This window comes from Streptomyces sp. B21-083, assembly GCF_036898825.1.
Classification (GTDB): Bacteria; Actinomycetota; Actinomycetes; order Streptomycetales; family Streptomycetaceae; genus Streptomyces.
Map to the genome: position 1 here is coordinate 649,663 of NZ_JARUND010000001.1, position 15,176 is coordinate 664,838.

Here is a 15,176-nt window from a genome sequence, read left to right on the forward strand (position 1 = left end):
CGGACGCACCGACCGGAGGAGGGACCGCCGCATGCTCTCCGTACTCCGCAACCGCACCTACCGCCGCCTCTTCACCGCCCAGGTGGTCGCCCTGACCGGCACCGGCCTGGCCACGGTCGCCCTCGCACTGCTCGCGTACGACCTGGCGGGCGCCGAGGCCGGTTCGGTGCTCGGCACCGCGCTCGCCGTCAAGATGGTGGCCTACGTGGTGATCGCCCCGGCCGTCGGCGCGGTCGCCGACCGGCTGCCGCGCCGCGCGCTGCTGGTCACGGCGGACCTCACTCGGGCCGGGGTCGCACTGCTGCTGCCGTTCGTGGACCAGGTCTGGCAGGTGTACGTCCTGATCTTCCTGCTCCAGGCGGCGTCGGCCGCGTTCACACCCACCTTCCAGGCCGTCGCAGCGGACGTACTGCCCGGTGAGAGCGACTACACGCGGGCGCTGTCCCTGTCCCGGCTCGCCTACGACCTGGAGAGCCTGTTCAGTCCGGCCCTCGCCGCCGCGCTGCTGTCACTGATCACCTACAACTGGCTGTTCCTGGGCACGGTGGCCGGTTTCCTGGCCTCGGCCGCCCTGGTCGCCTCCGCCGCACTGCCCAAACCCGCCCTCACCACCACCCCGCAGACGGGCGGTGTCCATGTGAAGAGGACCTCGGGCGCCCGCCTCTTCCTGGCCGTCCCGCAGCTGCGGGCCCTGCTCGCCCTCGATCTGGCGGTGGCCGCCGCGGGCGCCATGGTCACCGTCAACACCGTGGTCTACGTCCGTGATCAGCTCGGCCGGAGCGCGGGCGACGTGCCGCTGGCGCTCGGCGCGTTCGGGGCGGGCTCGATGATCGTGGCGCTGCTCCTGCCCCAGGTGCTCGACCGGGTCCCGGACCGTGCCGTGATGCTGCCGGGAGCCCTGCTGCTCACCGTCGTCTTCGTCGCACTCGGCGCCATCACCTCGGCGGGCGGCGGCAGTTGGCGCTGGCCCGCGCTGCTGGCCGCCTGGGCGGCGTTCGGTGCGGCCTGCTCCACGGTGCTCACTCCGACAGGGCGGCTGATCCGCCGGGCGGCGCCCGCCGAGGCGCGTACCTCGGCCTTCGCGGCCCAGTTCTCCCTCTCGCACAGTTGCTGGCTGCTCACCTATCCGCTGGCCGGATGGCTCGGCGCGGCGGCCGGACTCCGGTCCGCGGCACTCGTCCTGGGCGCCGTCGCCCTGACCGCCGCGCTGCTCGCCGTACGCCTGTGGCCCGCGCGGGAAACGGCGCCGGTCGAGCACGAGCACGCCGGTCTCCCTACCGGGCACCCGCATCTGACCGACGCCCGACGGGTCCGCGGCGGCTGGCGGCACAGCCATCACCCGCTCCTCGACAGCCTGCACGCCCACGGCTGACGGCCTGACACCTGCCCGCCGGGACCACCCTGACCAGGAAGAGCGTGCCGGAACGCACGAACAAGGTTGTCCAGGTCACGTCGGAGTGTCGGACAACCCCTTGAATCTGCGACTACCGCTCGGTAATGATCTGAGGGCGGCCCGGCGACGTCGGCGGGCCCGCTTGAACGGAGCCTCGATGAAACGACTCGGCAGGCGCAGGTTCCTCACCTATCTGGTCGCCGCCCCCACCCTCTCGCTGGCGACGAACGTCGGCCTCGACGCCGTCGCACCGAGCAGCGCCGAGGCCGCGATACCCACGCCGCCGGCGCCCGCCGACCTGGTCGACCTCGGCGATGTACTGATCCTCGCGAGTGCGCCCACCGCGAACATGCTGGTGCTGGAGATCGGCGAGGACGGGATCGTGGACTTCCGGCTGCCCAGAGAGGAGGTCGGACAGGGCCTCACTACGGCGGTGGCGATGCTGGTGGCCGAGGAGCTGGACGTCCCGCTCGCCCGGGTACGCATCCGACTGGACGACGCCCGCCCCGAGTTGCTCTTCAATCAGCTGACCGGCAGTTCCAACTCGATCCGTTCGCTTTACGACCCCGTACGGCACACAGCGGCGCTGGCCCGTGCCCGTATGGTCGCCGCCGCGGCCCGCCGATGGGACGTGAAGAGCGGCGTCCTGACGGTCCGTCAGGGTGTGGTGACGGCTCCTGACGGGCGTACCGCCTCCTACGGGTCCCTGTCGGCAGCGGCGGCCTCCCCCGACCTGGGCGCGCTCACCGCCACCCCCAAGCCCGAGTCCCAGCACACGCTGGTCGGCACCCCCACCTCCCGCATCGACGCCCGGGCGATCATCACCGGCCGCCAGGAGTACACCCTCGACCTGGAGGTGCCCGGCGCCAAGCCCTGCATGGTGCGCCGGCCGCCCACCATCAACGGCACCGTGAGATCGGTGAACAACGAGTCCGCCGTACGGGCCATGCCGGGCGTTCTGGACGTCGTGACCGTCCCCACGGGCGTGGCGGTGGTCGCGGAGACCTTCGGCCAGGCGCTCGACGCCAAGGACGCCCTGGACGTCACCTGGGGCCCCGGCAGTGTGGACGCGCTCTCCGACGCCGAGATCTCCGCGAAGCTGAGGGCCGCGACCGCCCCGTTGGTCGTTCCCGGGCTGCTGGTCAAGCGCGTGGACGCCGAGTTCGACTTCGCGTTCGCCAGCCATGCCCCGCTGGAGACCAACTCGGCCGTCGCGGACGTCCGTTCCGACCGCGCCGAGATCTGGTCGGGGCTGAAGTCCCCGATCGTGGCCCGCCAGACCATCGCGAAGGAGCTCGGGCTGCCGCTGGACAGGGTCACCGTCCATGTGGTGCAGGCGGGCGGTTCCTTCGGGCGTCGGCTGTTCTTCGACGCCGCGCTGGAGGCCGCACTCGTCTCGCAGAAGAGCGGACGCCCGGTCAGGCTCCAGTGGTCGCGGATCGACGACATGCGGCACGGCCGTATGCGGCCCGCCACCCACCACAGGATCCGCGCCACCTACGCGCTCGGCCAGGTGCTCTCGTTCGAGCACCGGGTGGCGGCCGTGGAGACGGACTTCCGCCATGGTCTCGGTGAGATCCTGACCGCCACCGCCGCGAGTCTCCCCTCCGGGGTGGGCAACGCGGGCTTCGCCCAGACGCTTTTCCTCACCACCGTGAAGTCCCCGTACAACTTCGGCCTCACCACCCAGGTGCTCACCGAGGTGCCGCTGAAGATGCACACCGGATCCTGGCGCTCCGTGTACTCGGGCAACACCCGGGGCGCGGAGGAGATCGTCGTCGACGAACTGGCCGCCGAGCTGGGCAAGGACCCGGTGGCCTTCCGGCGCGCGTTCCTCAAGAACGACCGGCAGCGGGCCGTGCTCGACAAGGTGGCGGCGGAGGGCGGCTGGGGCCGCACTCTGCCGAAGGGCTGGGCACAGGGCGTCGGCTTCCACGAGGAGTACAAGTCCTGCACGGCCTGTCTGGTCGAGATCGACGCCAGCGACCCGAAGAAGCCACGCGTGACGAGGGCCGTCATCGCCGCCGACGTGGGGCGGCCGATCAATCCGCGAGGGCTGGAGGCCCAGTTGCTCGGCGGTCTGACCGACGCCGTCTCCACCACCCTGCGGGCCGGGCTCCACATCGACAAGGGGCTCCCGCTGGAGGGCAGTTACTCGCAGTTCCACTACGCCCGGCAGAAGGACAGCCCCAAGGACGTGAAGATCTTCATCCTGCCCGCGAGCGGCGAGCCGGGCGGCGCGGGAGAACTGGGCGTCCCGGCGGCGGTCGGAGCGATCGCCAACGCCTACGCCAGGGCCACCGGCACGAAGCCGCGCACCTTCCCCGTCAACTTCGACGTCGACTTCACCCCTTTTCCTCGCTGAGCGGAGACCGTACGTGCCCTCCCACACCTTCACCGTCAACGGGAAGTCCGTGACCGTCGACGCCCCCGACGACCTGCCCCTGCTGTGGGTGCTGCGCGATCTGCTCGGCGTGCGCGGCCCCAAGTACGGCTGCGGGATCGACGTCTGCAAGGCCTGCACCAGCCATCTCGACGGCGAGGCGGTCAATCCCTGCGTGGTCCCCGTGGCCGAGGCCGCGGGAAGGGAGGTCACCACCATCGAGGGCCTGGCGGACGGCGACCGGCTGCACCCCGTGCAGGAGGCCTGGCTGGAGCAGGACGTGGCCCAGTGCGGCTACTGCCAGCCCGGCCAGATCATGGCGGCGGTGGCCCTGCTGAAGCGCACGAAGAACCCCACGGACGACGATATCGACGCGATCGCGAACGTCTGCCGCTGCGGGACCTACTTCCGTATCCGCGAGGCGATCAAGAGCGCCGCCGCCAAACTGGCGTGACGGAGGCCGCTCGTCAGGCGTCGACCAGGCCGGGAAGGTGCTCGGCGAGATGCATGGCGTGCAGCTGTGCGAACTCGTCGTGCGTGCAGCGTCCGTACGCGGGGTGGGGGGCGTGCGGCCCCGTGTGGCCGGTGAACAGGGCCACCGCGTCCGCGAGGCCGGACGCGGCCTCTGCCACCGGCAGGCTCGGGTCCAGTGCCGGAGCCCCGTCGATCTCCGCGCCGAGCGAGTGCTTGGTCGCTCCACGGCGCAGGAAGACCCGCTTGGCCAGGGCCCCGGCCGTGGCCCGGAACAGGGCGGGCTTGAGTCTGGGGTATCCGGTGACGGAGTAACGGACGGTCTGGGCGCAGTGCTGCAGCGTCTGGGAGAGGTTCCAGGGACCGCCCGGCGCCAGCAGGTCGGGGGCGGGACGGGCGAGGTCGGAGTGCAGACGCTCTGTGAGCTCGGTGAGGGTGAGTGAGGTCATGGCGTGAGCGTACCCCGATGCGAAACGAAACACTTTCGTTTCGGATTGTTTCGCCCTGTGTGCCGCCGCGTCAGCCGGGAGCCGCCAGCCAGGGCTGCGGGTCGGCGTAGTAGCCGTCGTAGATCACCTCGAAGTGCAGGTGCGGCCCGGTGGACAGGCCGGTGGAGCCGACCCGGCCGATCGCGTCGCCGGCGGACACCGCCTGTCCGGCGGTGACGTCGAGCGCGGACAGATGGCTGTACGTCGTCTCCAGTCGCTTGCCCTCGATCGTTCCGTGGTCGATGACGATGCGGTTGCCGTACGCCCTGGTCATGGCCGCGAAGACCACCTGACCCTGCCGGGCGGCGTGGACTTCGGCGCCCTGGGGCGCGCCGAAGTCCACGCCGGTGTGGAGTTTGGTCACGCCGGTGAGCGGGTGCTGACGGGATCCGTAGGGCGAGGTGATGACGAGGGTGCTCACGGGTGCGGCCAGGATCGCGCTCGCGGGTCCGCCGCCGGCCGGGGGCTCCCGGTCGAACGCCTCGTAGCGCGGGAGCAGTTCCTTCACCTCGGCGAGGTAGGCCCGCGCCCCGGCGGGCACGCGTCCCGCCGCGGTGACCTCGCGGATGCCCACGGCGTACGCGGCGAGGGTGAGGTCCACCAGTTCGCCGTTGACGGTGCCCTCGGTTCTGAGGTCCGTGATCTTCCGGGCGAGGGAGCAGTCCTGGCGGCCGAGGGCCATGATGGCGTCGGCCTCGTCGCGCGGCGAGGAGGTTCCGTTGCCGTCGTCGTCCCTGCCCCAGGTCCGCCACTGCGCGGCCGTGAATCCGGCGATGCCCTGCTCGCCCGAGAGCTCGCCGGTGTCGTCGCGCCAGCCGGTGAGCTGGTCGATCTGGGCGGCGAGCACGGACGGCGCGACGACGGAGCAGGCGGCGGCCTTGCGCAGCCACGGTCCGTAGGTCTCGTTGACGCCGCCCCCGGCGCTCTGCTGCGGATCCGCGTCCGAGGGACTGTCCCCGGGCAGGCCGCCCGTCAGGGCGAGGAAACCGGCGACCGCGGAGAGGGTCACCAGACAGGGCAGCACCACCAGGGTGAAGAAACCGGGACCGCGTCGGCGGGGGCGCTCCACGGACTGTTCCCGCTGCGGAGGTTCTGCGGGAGCCTGGATCGATTCCGCCTGCTGTACGGCGGTCGGTGTCTCGTGCGGTGGTGTCCCGACGGCGTTGTCGTCGCTCACTCAACCGGCCGTTGCGGGGAGTTCCTCGTACTCACGTGCGGACGCTAGCGCTGCGTGGACCGCTCGTCAGCGGCCCCGGGGGCAGAGCCGGAGGCAGGAGCGGGCGCCCTCGGGGGCAGACCTGGTCGTATGGCGGCTGCCAGGCACCGCGCCGCCCCGCGAAAGCCTGGGCGCGGGGAACCACGCGACCGGCCCCGCCCGGGTCGCGGTGAACGAACTGTCCGTCCGGCGGAGCGCTCAGCAACAACCGGCGTCCGGATCACCGGTCCCGACGTCCAGGCGGCAGAGGCAGGATGCCTCGATCGGGACGTCCGGGGCCGGCGCGATCTTCAGCTGCTGGGCCACGATCCGCGCCTCCCCTTCCCTGCCCAGGCGGACCAGGCACTCGTGGAAGCCGTGCAGGGCCCAGACGTTGCCGGGATGCTGCACAGCGCGCGGCAGTGTCTCGTCGAGGCCGAGGTCGGCCCGGTAGACGGCTTCCGCCTCGGTGACGCGGCCCTGTTCGAGGAGGAGTGCCCCATAGGCGTGCCGGGTGGGCTGCATCCGGCCCCAGGGCTCGTCGTAGGGGAGGTTGTCGTCCAGTTCGATCGAGCGCTCCAGGGCGGCCTTCGCGGCGAGGGTGCGGGCGCCCTCGGCCGGTTCGCCCGTGCGCACGTCCCACAGCTGCCAGGGCGTCAGGTTCATCAACGCGTCGGCGTACAGCGCGGCGACGTCCGGGTCGTCGGGGGCGAGTTCGTACACCGTCCGCATGCTGTCGGCGTAGGGCTCGTTCCACACCGAGCAGTCCTCGACGGCCTCCGGCTGCGGGTAGCGGGCCCGCAGAGCGCCGATCAGGGCCTGTTCGACGGCGTGGCGTCGGCCGCCTTCCACCGCGCGCGTTCGACGGCGGCGTGGGTACGGGCGACGGTCCTGGCGAGGTTCTCGCCGTCGAAGAACTCCCAGGGCTTGTTGCAGTTCGGGCCGAGGGCGAAGGCGATGCCCCAGTGGGCCATGGCGCAGTCGGGGTCGGCGAGGGCGGCGGCCTCGAAACAGGCGACAGCCTCCTCGTGGTGGAAGCCGTACGTCCACACCAGTCCCCGGTCGAACCACTTCTGGGCCTCGGCGGACGACGTCGTCACGGGCCGCCCGTGAGTGCCGAGGTCGTAGCCGAGGCGAGACTAGAGGTCGCCGTCCTGGCCGCGGGGATCCCGGCCCTAAGATCACCCTCGTAGGCGCGAACGATGTTGTCGGCTCGGGTGGGTGTCAACGTCCGTGCGGGGCAAGGGAAGTGAACGAGAGGAAGCCACGTGAGCGAGCAGGGCAGCACGTCAGAGGGTCAGAGCCGGCTGGACACCTCGGTGGCCCACAACGCGCGGGTGTGGAACTACTGGATCGGCGGCAAGGACAACTACGTCGTCGACCAGGCGGTCGGTGACCACATCGACGCCATGTTCCCCCTGATCCGCAGTGTGGCCCGCGCGGACCGCGCCTTCCTCGGGCGGGCCGTGAGCTTCCTGGTCACCGAGCGGGGAGTCCGGCAGTTCCTGGACATCGGGACAGGGCTGCCGACCGTGGACAACACCCATGAGATCGCCCAGCGCATCGCGCCCGAGTCACGGATCGTGTACGTCGACAACGACCCGATCGTGCTCGCGCACGCCCGTACGTTGCTGACCGGCACGCGTGAAGGGGCCACGGACTACATCGACGCGGACATCCACCGCCCCGACACCATCGTCCAACGCGCCTCGCACACGCTCGACTTCGACCGGCCCATCGCCGTCATGATGCTCGGCATCCTGAACTTCGTGCTCGACACGGGCCAGGCACAGGACATCGTGCGCCGGGTCATGGCGTCGGTGCCCTCGGGAAGCTTTCTGGTCCTCACGCATCCGACGACCGACCCGGACCTCCACGGTGAGGGCAACGTCGAGGCGATGAAGTTCTGGAACGAGAACGCCACCCCGCCGATCACCGCGCGCCCCCGTGCCGAGGTCGCCGCTTTCTTCGATGGCCTGGACGTTCTCGACCCGGGGCTCGTCTCCTGTGCTCAGTGGCGCGCCGAGAGCGGCCTCGCCGACATTCTTCCGCAATTCGGTGCCGTCGCCGTGAAGCCCTGACCCACAAGAACCTGACCGACAAGAAAGGGACAGCGGTTCCACAGAATCTTTTCGGACGCGCATTCATAGGCTGTCGGCGATAATCGCTATATGAGTACGGCAACGTCTGAACTACTGGCCGCGTCGAGCGATCTACTCAACGTAACGGCCGCATTTGTCGCGGGCCTCTTCATCGCTGGTGCACTGATCTGGGCCTTCTGGTTCGGCATGCGGGTAGGGGACCGGGAATCCGCCCGGCCCCGCCCCGACGAGCAACCCACCCTCCCGCCTTCCGGTCCGGTCCACGAGGTCCGCGAGATGAGGGAGCCCGACGAGATGCCGCGCGCGGCGCAGGAGCGGGAGCGGCTGATGCCGCACGAACTCCACCGCGCGTCGACGAAACGGCGTGAGGACCAGCAGCGGGGGCGCTGGGATCCCGGTTCCAGCGGGTCCTTCGGCAGTGGCGGCCTGGGGCGCCACTGAGCCGTCCTCGACCTCGGTCCGCGACCCTCGACCGGGGGGCGCGGACCACGGAGGTCTGCCCGGACGCGGTTACCTTCAACAGGAGGCAACCATTCACCCGTTCGATTCGTATAACTCCTTGGAGGCGGGGAACAGGGGACTGGACAGTTGTATTTCCGGAGCTCCACCGTCCACTTGACCGACGTCGTCGCCGATCGAGGAGAAGCGATGCAGCTGTTCGTCCTGAACTACGCGCGCCCGGCTGACCAGTTGGAGGTGAGCACTCCGTACAGTTACGACTGCGCACTGCAGTTGAATGTGCTTCCGGGCGGACGGATTGCCGCTCATGACCATGCCGTGATGCGTGAATTCGGATCCACCACTTCAACTGCCGGTTCCAAGACGCACTTCGATGACTGACATGGGCCTGACGCGATGACGGTCCTGGTCCTGACGTCCGAACAGGATGTGACGGCGGATCTCGTGGTGGACCGGCTGAACAGCACCGGCATTCCCGTGGTCCGGCTCGATCCCGCCGACCTGCCCGGCGAGGTCGCCCTGTCCGGCGAGTACGCTCACGGCGCTTTTCACGGGTATCTCTCCGTCGGCGGCAGGGTGGTGGGCATGGACGGGCTGCGGTCCGTCTGGGTGCGCAGGCCGGGGGTGCCGGGGGCGCGCGCCGCCGCGCCGTCCGGCTGGCTCAGCGAGGAGGCATCGCAGGCCTTCTACGGCATGCTCCGGGGCACCGGCGCGCGCTGGATGAACCATCCCGACGCCGCCGCCCGGGCCCGCCACAAGCCCTGGCAGCTCCATCTCGCGCAGCGCAGCCGGCTCCCCGTTCCGCCCACCCTGATCACCACTTTCCCGCAGGCCGCCCGGGACTTCGCGCGGCGTTTTCCCGACCTGGTCGTCAAGCCCGTGTCCGGCTCGCATCCGCAGGAGCCGCCCAGGGTGGTGCCGACGAGCCGGGTGGCGCCCGATGTCGACTTCGCCGCCGTCGCGTTCGGGCCGACGCTGCTGCAGCGCCGGGTCGACAAGCGGGCGGACATCCGGCTGACGGTGGTCGGCCACCGCGTCCTCGCCGCCCGCAAGGCCGTCGCACCCGACGCGCACCCTGACGACATCGATGTCCGCTTCGCGCCCTCGGCCGAACCGTGGCGGCCGGCCGACGTGTCGCCGCGGCTCGCCGAGGCCGTGCACCGGTATCTACGGGAGGCCGAACTCACCTACGGCGCCTTCGACTTCGCGGAGGACGCCGACGGGATCTGGTGGTTCCTCGAATGTAACCAGTCGGGTCAGTTCGGCTTCGTCGAGATGGACACCGGCCAGCCGATAGCCCGGTCTGTCGCCGACTGGCTGGCCGGGGAAGGGCCGCCGACACAGTCTGACCCCCATGATCCGCAGGGAGTCGTGCACGTGGCCCCCTGAGAGCTGTCCGCCGACCGCACTCAACTGTTAATGGGATCCATTTTCATGTAGCGTCCTGTCTCGCTTGCCGACCGAGGAGGATTCCCATGGCCGTTCCCAAACGGAAGATGTCCCGCAGCAACACCCGTCACCGCCGTGCCCAGTGGAAGGCGACCACCACTCAGCTGGTGCCGGTCACCGTCGACGGGGTCGCGCACATGGTGCCGCAGCGGCTGGTCAAGGCGTACGAGCGGGGGCTGATCCAGCCCTGACCCGCCCACCCCGCCGACGCTCCCGGCCCGCGCCTGGGGGCATCAGCTGTTCCAGCTCTCGTCGTACGGGTCGCGCGGGGTCGGGACCGGCTTGGCCCGGGCGATGTCGAAGAACGGGATGACGCCGTTGTTCACCGGGTCCTTGGTCAGCCGGCCGGTGTACGTGCCGGTGAGTTCGAGCCAGGTGTCCGGTTGCAGGACAGGGGGGATCCGGCCGGTCAGGCCGACCTTGACCGGCTGGGCGTCGGCCGCACAGCAGTTGAGCGCCATCCGCACGAGGTACGGGGTGCCCTTGCCGTCGAGCGCGACGAACCCGGTGATGGAAACTCTCCGGTCGCCCAGCGAGCGTCCGTGGTCGTAGGCCGCGCGTCCCGCGTAGTCGACCAGACTGAGGCGTACGGGGTCACCGGAGGGCAGCGGCGGGTAGGCCAGCGGCGCCTGGAGGGCCGTACCCGTGCGCAGGGCGCTGTAGGAGCCCAGGGCGGGCGGGGCCACCAGGATCAGGGCGAACAGCGGCAGCACCAGCAGCCAGGACACCCGCGGTTCGCGGTGGACGTGCGCTTCCTCCTCCTGTACGTGAACGCCCTCGTGGACGTGGACCTCGGTGTCGGCGGGGCCGGTCTTCGCGTGTTTCCGCTCGTACCAGACCGTCGTCAGCGCGGCCACCATCAGCACCGCGCCGGCGCCGACGACCATCGGCTGGAGCCCTGCCTTGACGTAGCGCAGGTAGAGGTCGGTGGTGCCGGCGTGCACCATCGCCCCGCCGACCAGGAACAGGACGACCGCCTGTGCCTGCCGGTTCACAGGAGCACCGTCCCGACGAGGACCGCCGACGCCACGGCCATGACGAAGGTGGCCGGTGCGAAGCGGAGGGCGAACCCTCGGCCGAAGGTGCCCGTCTGCATGGCGAAGAGTTTCAGGTCGATCATCGGGCCGACCACGAGGAACGCCAGCCTGGCCGTGAGCGAGAACTGGGTCAGGGACGCGGCTACGAAGGCGTCCGCCTCCGAGCAGATCGACAGCAGCACCGCGAGGACGGCGAGCGCGAGGACCGCCACCACCGGGTTGTCCGCCGCGAGGCTCAGCCAGCTCGCCGGCACCATGGACTTCAGGGTGGCGGCGGCCATCGCGCCGACGACCAGGAAGCCGCCCGCGTGCATCACGTCGTGCCGTACGGAGCTCCAGAACGCGGCCCACTTGCCGAGGCCCTCGTCCAGGGGATGGGCCGGCGGGCGCAGCCAGTCGGTGCGGCCGAGCCGCTGCCAGAGCCAGCCCATCGCGCACGCCGCGAGCAGGCTCGCGGCGAACCGGGCGACGACCATCTCCGGCCGGCCGGGGAACGCGATGGCGGTCGCGGTCAGCACGATCGGGTTGATCGCCGGGGCGGACAGCAGGAACGCCAGCGCCGCCGCCGGGGCGACGCCCCGCCGCACCAGCGCACCAGCCACCGGTACGGACGCGCATTCGCAGCCGGGCAGGATCGCTCCGGCCATCCCCGCGACCGGCACCGCGAGAGCGGGCCGGCTGGGCAGGGCGCGGACGAAGAACGACGGCGGTACGAACACCGCGAGCATCGCCGACAGCAGCACGCCGAGGACGAGGAAGGGCAGGGCCTGTACGACGACGGCGACGAACACCGTCATCCAGCTCTGCATCACCGGCTCGGACACGGCCCGGCGGATCGGCCCCTGCAGGGCGACCATGAGGATCAGCAGCATGGTCAGGACGAGCGGCGAGCTGAACTGCCAGCCCTGCGGCTCGCCCTTCGCCTCGTCCGGCGGAGCCTCCGTGTCGCGGTGGCCGGCCCTTGGCGGGGCCGCTTTGGTGATGCTCACGGGTGAGGTACCTCCGGGCGTGGCTGTGCTGCGTACGTGCGTTCCCTACCACTTCAGTACGCCCGGACGGGCATGGTTGCTCATTTTGCGAGATCGGGGAACGGGCTAAGTTGGCGCGTATGCAGTCCTACACCATTGGTCAGGCCGCCCGTCTGCTGGGCGTGAGCCCCGACACCGCGAGGCGGTGGGCGGACGCGGGCCGGGTGAAGACCCACCGCGACGAGGGCGGACGGCGGCTGATCGACGGACGTGATCTGGCCGCCTTCTCGATCGAGCTGGCCAACTCCGGCGCGGGCACCGGCGCCGGCGAGGACGAGCCGTCGTACACCTCGGCCCGTAACGCCTTCGCCGGCATCGTCACGGCCGTCAAACTCGGCGATGTCGCCGCGCAGGTCGAGATCCAGGCGGGCCCGCACCGGCTGGTGTCGTTGCTGACCCGGGAGGCCGTGGAGGAACTGGGCCTCGAAGTCGGGGTGGAGGCGACGGCCCGGGTGAAGTCGACGAGCGTGCACATCGACCGGACATGAGCCGGGTGCGAAGGCGGCGGCGCAAGGTACGAAGGGCTGTCCGGGTGAGAGACTCGGCCGCGTGGAACACCCCCTCTCCTCCCCCGCACCCACCTTCGGTGAACTCCTCGGCCGGGCCCGGGCGCTGGTCCGGGACGACCGGCGGGCCGTCCTCGGTATCGCCGGGAGTCCCGGCTCGGGCAAGACGACGCTCGCCGAGCGGCTCGTCCGGGCGCTGAACGGCGACGGCTCGCCCTGGGTCGCCCATGTGCCGATGGACGGATTCCATCTCGCCGACGTCGAGCTGGAGCGGCTGGGCCTGCGGGACCGCAAGGGCGCGCCGGACACGTTCGACGCGGCGGGATACGCGGCGCTGCTGCGGCGGCTGCGTGCGGACGGGCAGGGGGCGGGCGACGGGGAGATCGTCTACGCTCCTGGGTTCGAGCGAGTGCTGGAGCAGCCGGTAGCGGGTGCGATCCCGGTGTTCCCGTCGGCGCGGCTTGTCGTCACCGAGGGCAACTACCTTCTCCTGACGGAGGGTTCGTGGGCGCGGGTGCGGACCCAGCTCGACGAGGTGTGGTTCTGCGAACTGGACGAGGACGAGCGGGTCCGCCGACTCGTCGCCCGGCACGAGGAGTTCGGCAAAAACCACGACTCGGCGCTCGCGTGGGTCCGGGGTACGGACCAGCGCAACGCCCATCTGGTCGCCGCGACCCGGGACCGGGCGGATCTGGTGGTGCCTGGGTCGCTGCGGTACGCGACTGCCGGGTGATACGAGGCCGAGCAGCGCGCGGGTGAGCCGCTCGGCCTCGTACGTCCTGCTTCCTTCGGTGCGCCCTCAGTCGAGAAGCGTCAGCTCCGGTTCGCCGTGGGCGTCGCCCGCCGCCTCGCCGATCACCGCCGTGAAGGCCTCCGTGCGCACCCGCAGGCCCTCCGGCGTCGCCTCGAAGACCGGGGCGAACCCGGCGTCCCCGTCGGCGCCGTACCGTACGGCGAAGACGCTCAGTCCCTCCGGTGCGCCGGGGGCCGGGTCGGCCTCCAGCGCGGTGGAGGTGACCAGGTGGCGCCAGCCCTCGTCGGGGTTGCCGTAGCCGCGCGGGTCGGCCGCCAGGGCGAAGGCCGCCTGTTCCTGGGTCGTCTCCGTGCGGGCGTCGAAGTGCTCCACGCCCTCCGCCAGGGGGTGCGTCAGACGCAGCGGACCCGCGGAGGTGACGCCGTCGGCCGCCGCCGTCCTGCGGACCTGGTCGCCGTCGTCGGTGGCGTACGGCAGGCCGGCGAGCAGGTACGGGGTGCCGTCGAGGTGTTCCACGGCGACCGTGACCCACAGGGTCGTGCCGTCCGTGACGTACAGGGACCGGAGGTGGCGCAGGACGTGGTCGCGGCCGACGACGGGCTTGGTGACCAGCTTGGCCGCCAGGCCGGCGGTGCGCACGTCGCGTACGCGGACCTCGCCCATGGGGCGGCACAGCAGGAAGCCGTCCGTCACCGGGCCGAAGCCGTGCTGGCGGCCCACCGCCGCCGGCAGGTGGTACGTGCCCGCCGCCTCGACCAGTGACGGAGTCATCTTGTCGTCGAAGGCCACCGAGACGGTGCCGGCGCGGAGTTGGTGGCGCATCGGCCGGGTCGAGGGGGTGCGGTGCCAGGGGGTGGTGTCCTGGATCTGCCAGACCAGCATCCACGCGAAGTGGCCGTCGATGCCGCCGTCCTGCTTGACCGCGTGGCGGGCCCAGCGGCTGTCGCCCCGGTAGCGGCCGAGGTCGGCGCCGACGCGGGCGCCGAAGTAGCGCAGGCCCAGGACCGACTCGAAGGCGGAGTGCTGTTCGCTGTAGCGGGGGCCGCCGTTGTCGTAGCCGCCGTTCGTGAGGCGGGCGTCGATGTAGCGGGCCAGCGCGTCGCCGTCCTCGGCGAAGATCTCCTCGCCGCTGATCCGGTGGGCCTGGGCGAGGAAGGAGAGGGAGATCGGGCCGTAGTTGTTGTCGTAGGCGCCGCCGTGCTCGGGGGGCAGGGCCGCGCCCCGGTCACTCACCCGGTGGGCACGGATCCTGTCGACGTACAGCGAGATCGCGCGGGACCGCACCGACTTCCCCTCTTCCGGGGGGAGATGGCGGGCCAGCATCAGACCGCCGACGACGCAGCCGATGGCCTGGTTGCCGGCCTCCTGCGGATTGAAGAAGGTCGCCTCGGTCAGCCAGCGCCAGTAGCCCCGCGCCAACTCGACCAGTTCCGCGCGCTGTTCGTCGGCGACGAGTCCCTCGGCCGCGTCCAGGACGTTCACCGCCTGGAGCAGCGCCCACACCGTGCTCGGCCAGTCGCCGATGGGGTGGGCGCCGGACTCCAGTACGTAACGGGCGTACGGCAGACCGGAGTCGCGCGTCTTCAGGTTCGGGTAGCCGGGGTTGTCCTCGACGTACACGCGCTCGCGCAGATGGAAGACGAGGCTGCGGTGCACCGCGTCCGGCAGCCGCGGGTCCTTGCCGCGCTGCCAGGCCAGTGCGAGGAGCGAGGTGATACCGAGCGAGGTGTCGCCGATGTCGTCGACGCAGTCGGGGTGTTCGAGGTTGCCCTCGGGCGTGAGGCGCGCGAGGGCCTGCTCTACGACGTCGGCGAGGACCGCGTCGTACGCCTCGGCGCTGTCGGGCAGGTCGTGCAGGGGGCCGCGCTGGTGCGTGAGGTGCACGGGGATCAGTCCTTCATGCCTGGGGTG

Annotated in this window: 15 protein-coding genes and 1 pseudogene; 10 read left to right on the top strand and 6 right to left on the bottom strand. The window is 71.1% G+C overall.

The annotated features are described in order from the left end of the window. Window positions 1-31 precede the first annotated feature (31 nt). The 3 genes from QA861_RS02960 (at window position 32) to QA861_RS02970 (ending at window position 4,230) form a co-directional block, all read left to right on the top strand. Window positions 32-1,372: an MFS transporter gene (locus QA861_RS02960; protein ID WP_334586608.1), complete on the top strand. Its 1,341-nt coding sequence runs from the start codon at window positions 32-34 to the stop codon at window positions 1,370-1,372. Window positions 1,373-1,550: 178 nt separating this feature from the next. After that, complete coding sequence (locus QA861_RS02965) at window positions 1,551-3,758, top strand: xanthine dehydrogenase family protein molybdopterin-binding subunit (protein WP_334586609.1); 2,208 nt, start codon at window positions 1,551-1,553, stop codon at window positions 3,756-3,758. Between the two features lie 13 nt (window positions 3,759-3,771). Beyond that, window positions 3,772-4,230 carry a (2Fe-2S)-binding protein gene (locus QA861_RS02970; RefSeq protein WP_334586610.1) on the top strand — a complete coding sequence of 153 codons (459 nt, stop codon included), beginning with the start codon at window positions 3,772-3,774 and terminating at the stop codon, window positions 4,228-4,230. Between the two features lie 13 nt (window positions 4,231-4,243). On the opposite strand, the gene QA861_RS02975 is transcribed toward QA861_RS02970, so the two are convergent. From QA861_RS02975 to QA861_RS02985, 3 genes and pseudogenes are all read right to left on the bottom strand, one after another. Continuing rightward, a complete protein-coding gene (locus QA861_RS02975) occupies window positions 4,244-4,696 on the bottom strand; it encodes a DUF1569 domain-containing protein (RefSeq protein ID WP_334586611.1) in 453 nt (150 codons plus the stop codon). Window positions 4,697-4,766: 70 nt separating this feature from the next. After that, window positions 4,767-5,912: a M23 family metallopeptidase gene (locus QA861_RS02980; protein WP_334586612.1), complete on the bottom strand. Its 1,146-nt coding sequence runs from the start codon at window positions 5,910-5,912 to the stop codon at window positions 4,767-4,769. A gap of 237 nt (window positions 5,913-6,149) precedes the next feature. After that, window positions 6,150-7,030: pseudogene (locus QA861_RS02985) on the bottom strand (hypothetical protein). Window positions 7,031-7,198: 168 nt separating this feature from the next. Between QA861_RS02985 and QA861_RS02990 the strand changes: the two are divergent. The 5 genes from QA861_RS02990 to rpmF all read left to right on the top strand — a co-directional run bounded on the left by QA861_RS02990 (window position 7,199) and on the right by rpmF (window position 10,131). Then, complete coding sequence (locus tag QA861_RS02990; RefSeq protein WP_334586613.1) at window positions 7,199-8,011, top strand: SAM-dependent methyltransferase; 813 nt, start codon at window positions 7,199-7,201, stop codon at window positions 8,009-8,011. Between the two features lie 90 nt (window positions 8,012-8,101). Continuing rightward, the gene (locus QA861_RS02995; protein ID WP_334586614.1) at window positions 8,102-8,473 is read left to right on the top strand and encodes a DUF6479 family protein; all 372 of its coding nucleotides are present in this window, start codon (window positions 8,102-8,104) and stop codon (window positions 8,471-8,473) included. 207 nt (window positions 8,474-8,680) lie between these two features. After that, complete coding sequence (gene tgmA, locus QA861_RS03000; RefSeq protein WP_006378039.1) at window positions 8,681-8,872, top strand: putative ATP-grasp-modified RiPP; 192 nt, start codon at window positions 8,681-8,683, stop codon at window positions 8,870-8,872. A 15-nt stretch (window positions 8,873-8,887) separates the two neighbouring features. After that, the gene (tgmB, locus tag QA861_RS03005; RefSeq protein WP_334586615.1) at window positions 8,888-9,880 is read left to right on the top strand and encodes an ATP-grasp ribosomal peptide maturase; all 993 of its coding nucleotides are present in this window, start codon (window positions 8,888-8,890) and stop codon (window positions 9,878-9,880) included. Between the two features lie 86 nt (window positions 9,881-9,966). Beyond that, entirely contained in the window at window positions 9,967-10,131 is a 165-nt protein-coding gene (rpmF, locus tag QA861_RS03010) for a 50S ribosomal protein L32 (RefSeq protein ID WP_105972436.1), read from the top strand. Window positions 10,132-10,173: 42 nt separating this feature from the next. Here rpmF and QA861_RS03015 read toward each other — a convergent pair whose 3' ends face one another. Continuing rightward, a complete protein-coding gene (locus QA861_RS03015; protein WP_334586616.1) occupies window positions 10,174-10,935 on the bottom strand; it encodes a TIGR03943 family putative permease subunit in 762 nt (253 codons plus the stop codon). Continuing rightward, window positions 10,932-11,966 carry a permease gene (locus QA861_RS03020; RefSeq protein WP_334586617.1) on the bottom strand — a complete coding sequence of 345 codons (1,035 nt, stop codon included), beginning with the start codon at window positions 11,964-11,966 and terminating at the stop codon, window positions 10,932-10,934. Before QA861_RS03020 ends, QA861_RS03015 begins: the two co-directional genes overlap by 4 nt. A 119-nt stretch (window positions 11,967-12,085) precedes the next feature. Between QA861_RS03020 and QA861_RS03025 the strand changes: the two genes are divergently transcribed. Together QA861_RS03025 and QA861_RS03030 are read left to right on the top strand one after the other, a co-directional pair. Further along, window positions 12,086-12,493 carry a TOBE domain-containing protein gene (locus QA861_RS03025; RefSeq protein WP_334586618.1) on the top strand — a complete coding sequence of 136 codons (408 nt, stop codon included), beginning with the start codon at window positions 12,086-12,088 and terminating at the stop codon, window positions 12,491-12,493. Window positions 12,494-12,554: 61 nt separating this feature from the next. Beyond that, a complete protein-coding gene (locus tag QA861_RS03030) occupies window positions 12,555-13,244 on the top strand; it encodes a nucleoside/nucleotide kinase family protein (RefSeq protein WP_334586619.1) in 690 nt (229 codons plus the stop codon). Between the two features lie 66 nt (window positions 13,245-13,310). Here QA861_RS03030 and QA861_RS03035 read toward each other — a convergent pair whose 3' ends face one another. Continuing rightward, complete coding sequence (locus QA861_RS03035; protein WP_334586620.1) at window positions 13,311-15,149, bottom strand: hypothetical protein; 1,839 nt, start codon at window positions 15,147-15,149, stop codon at window positions 13,311-13,313. Window positions 15,150-15,176 lie beyond the last annotated feature (27 nt).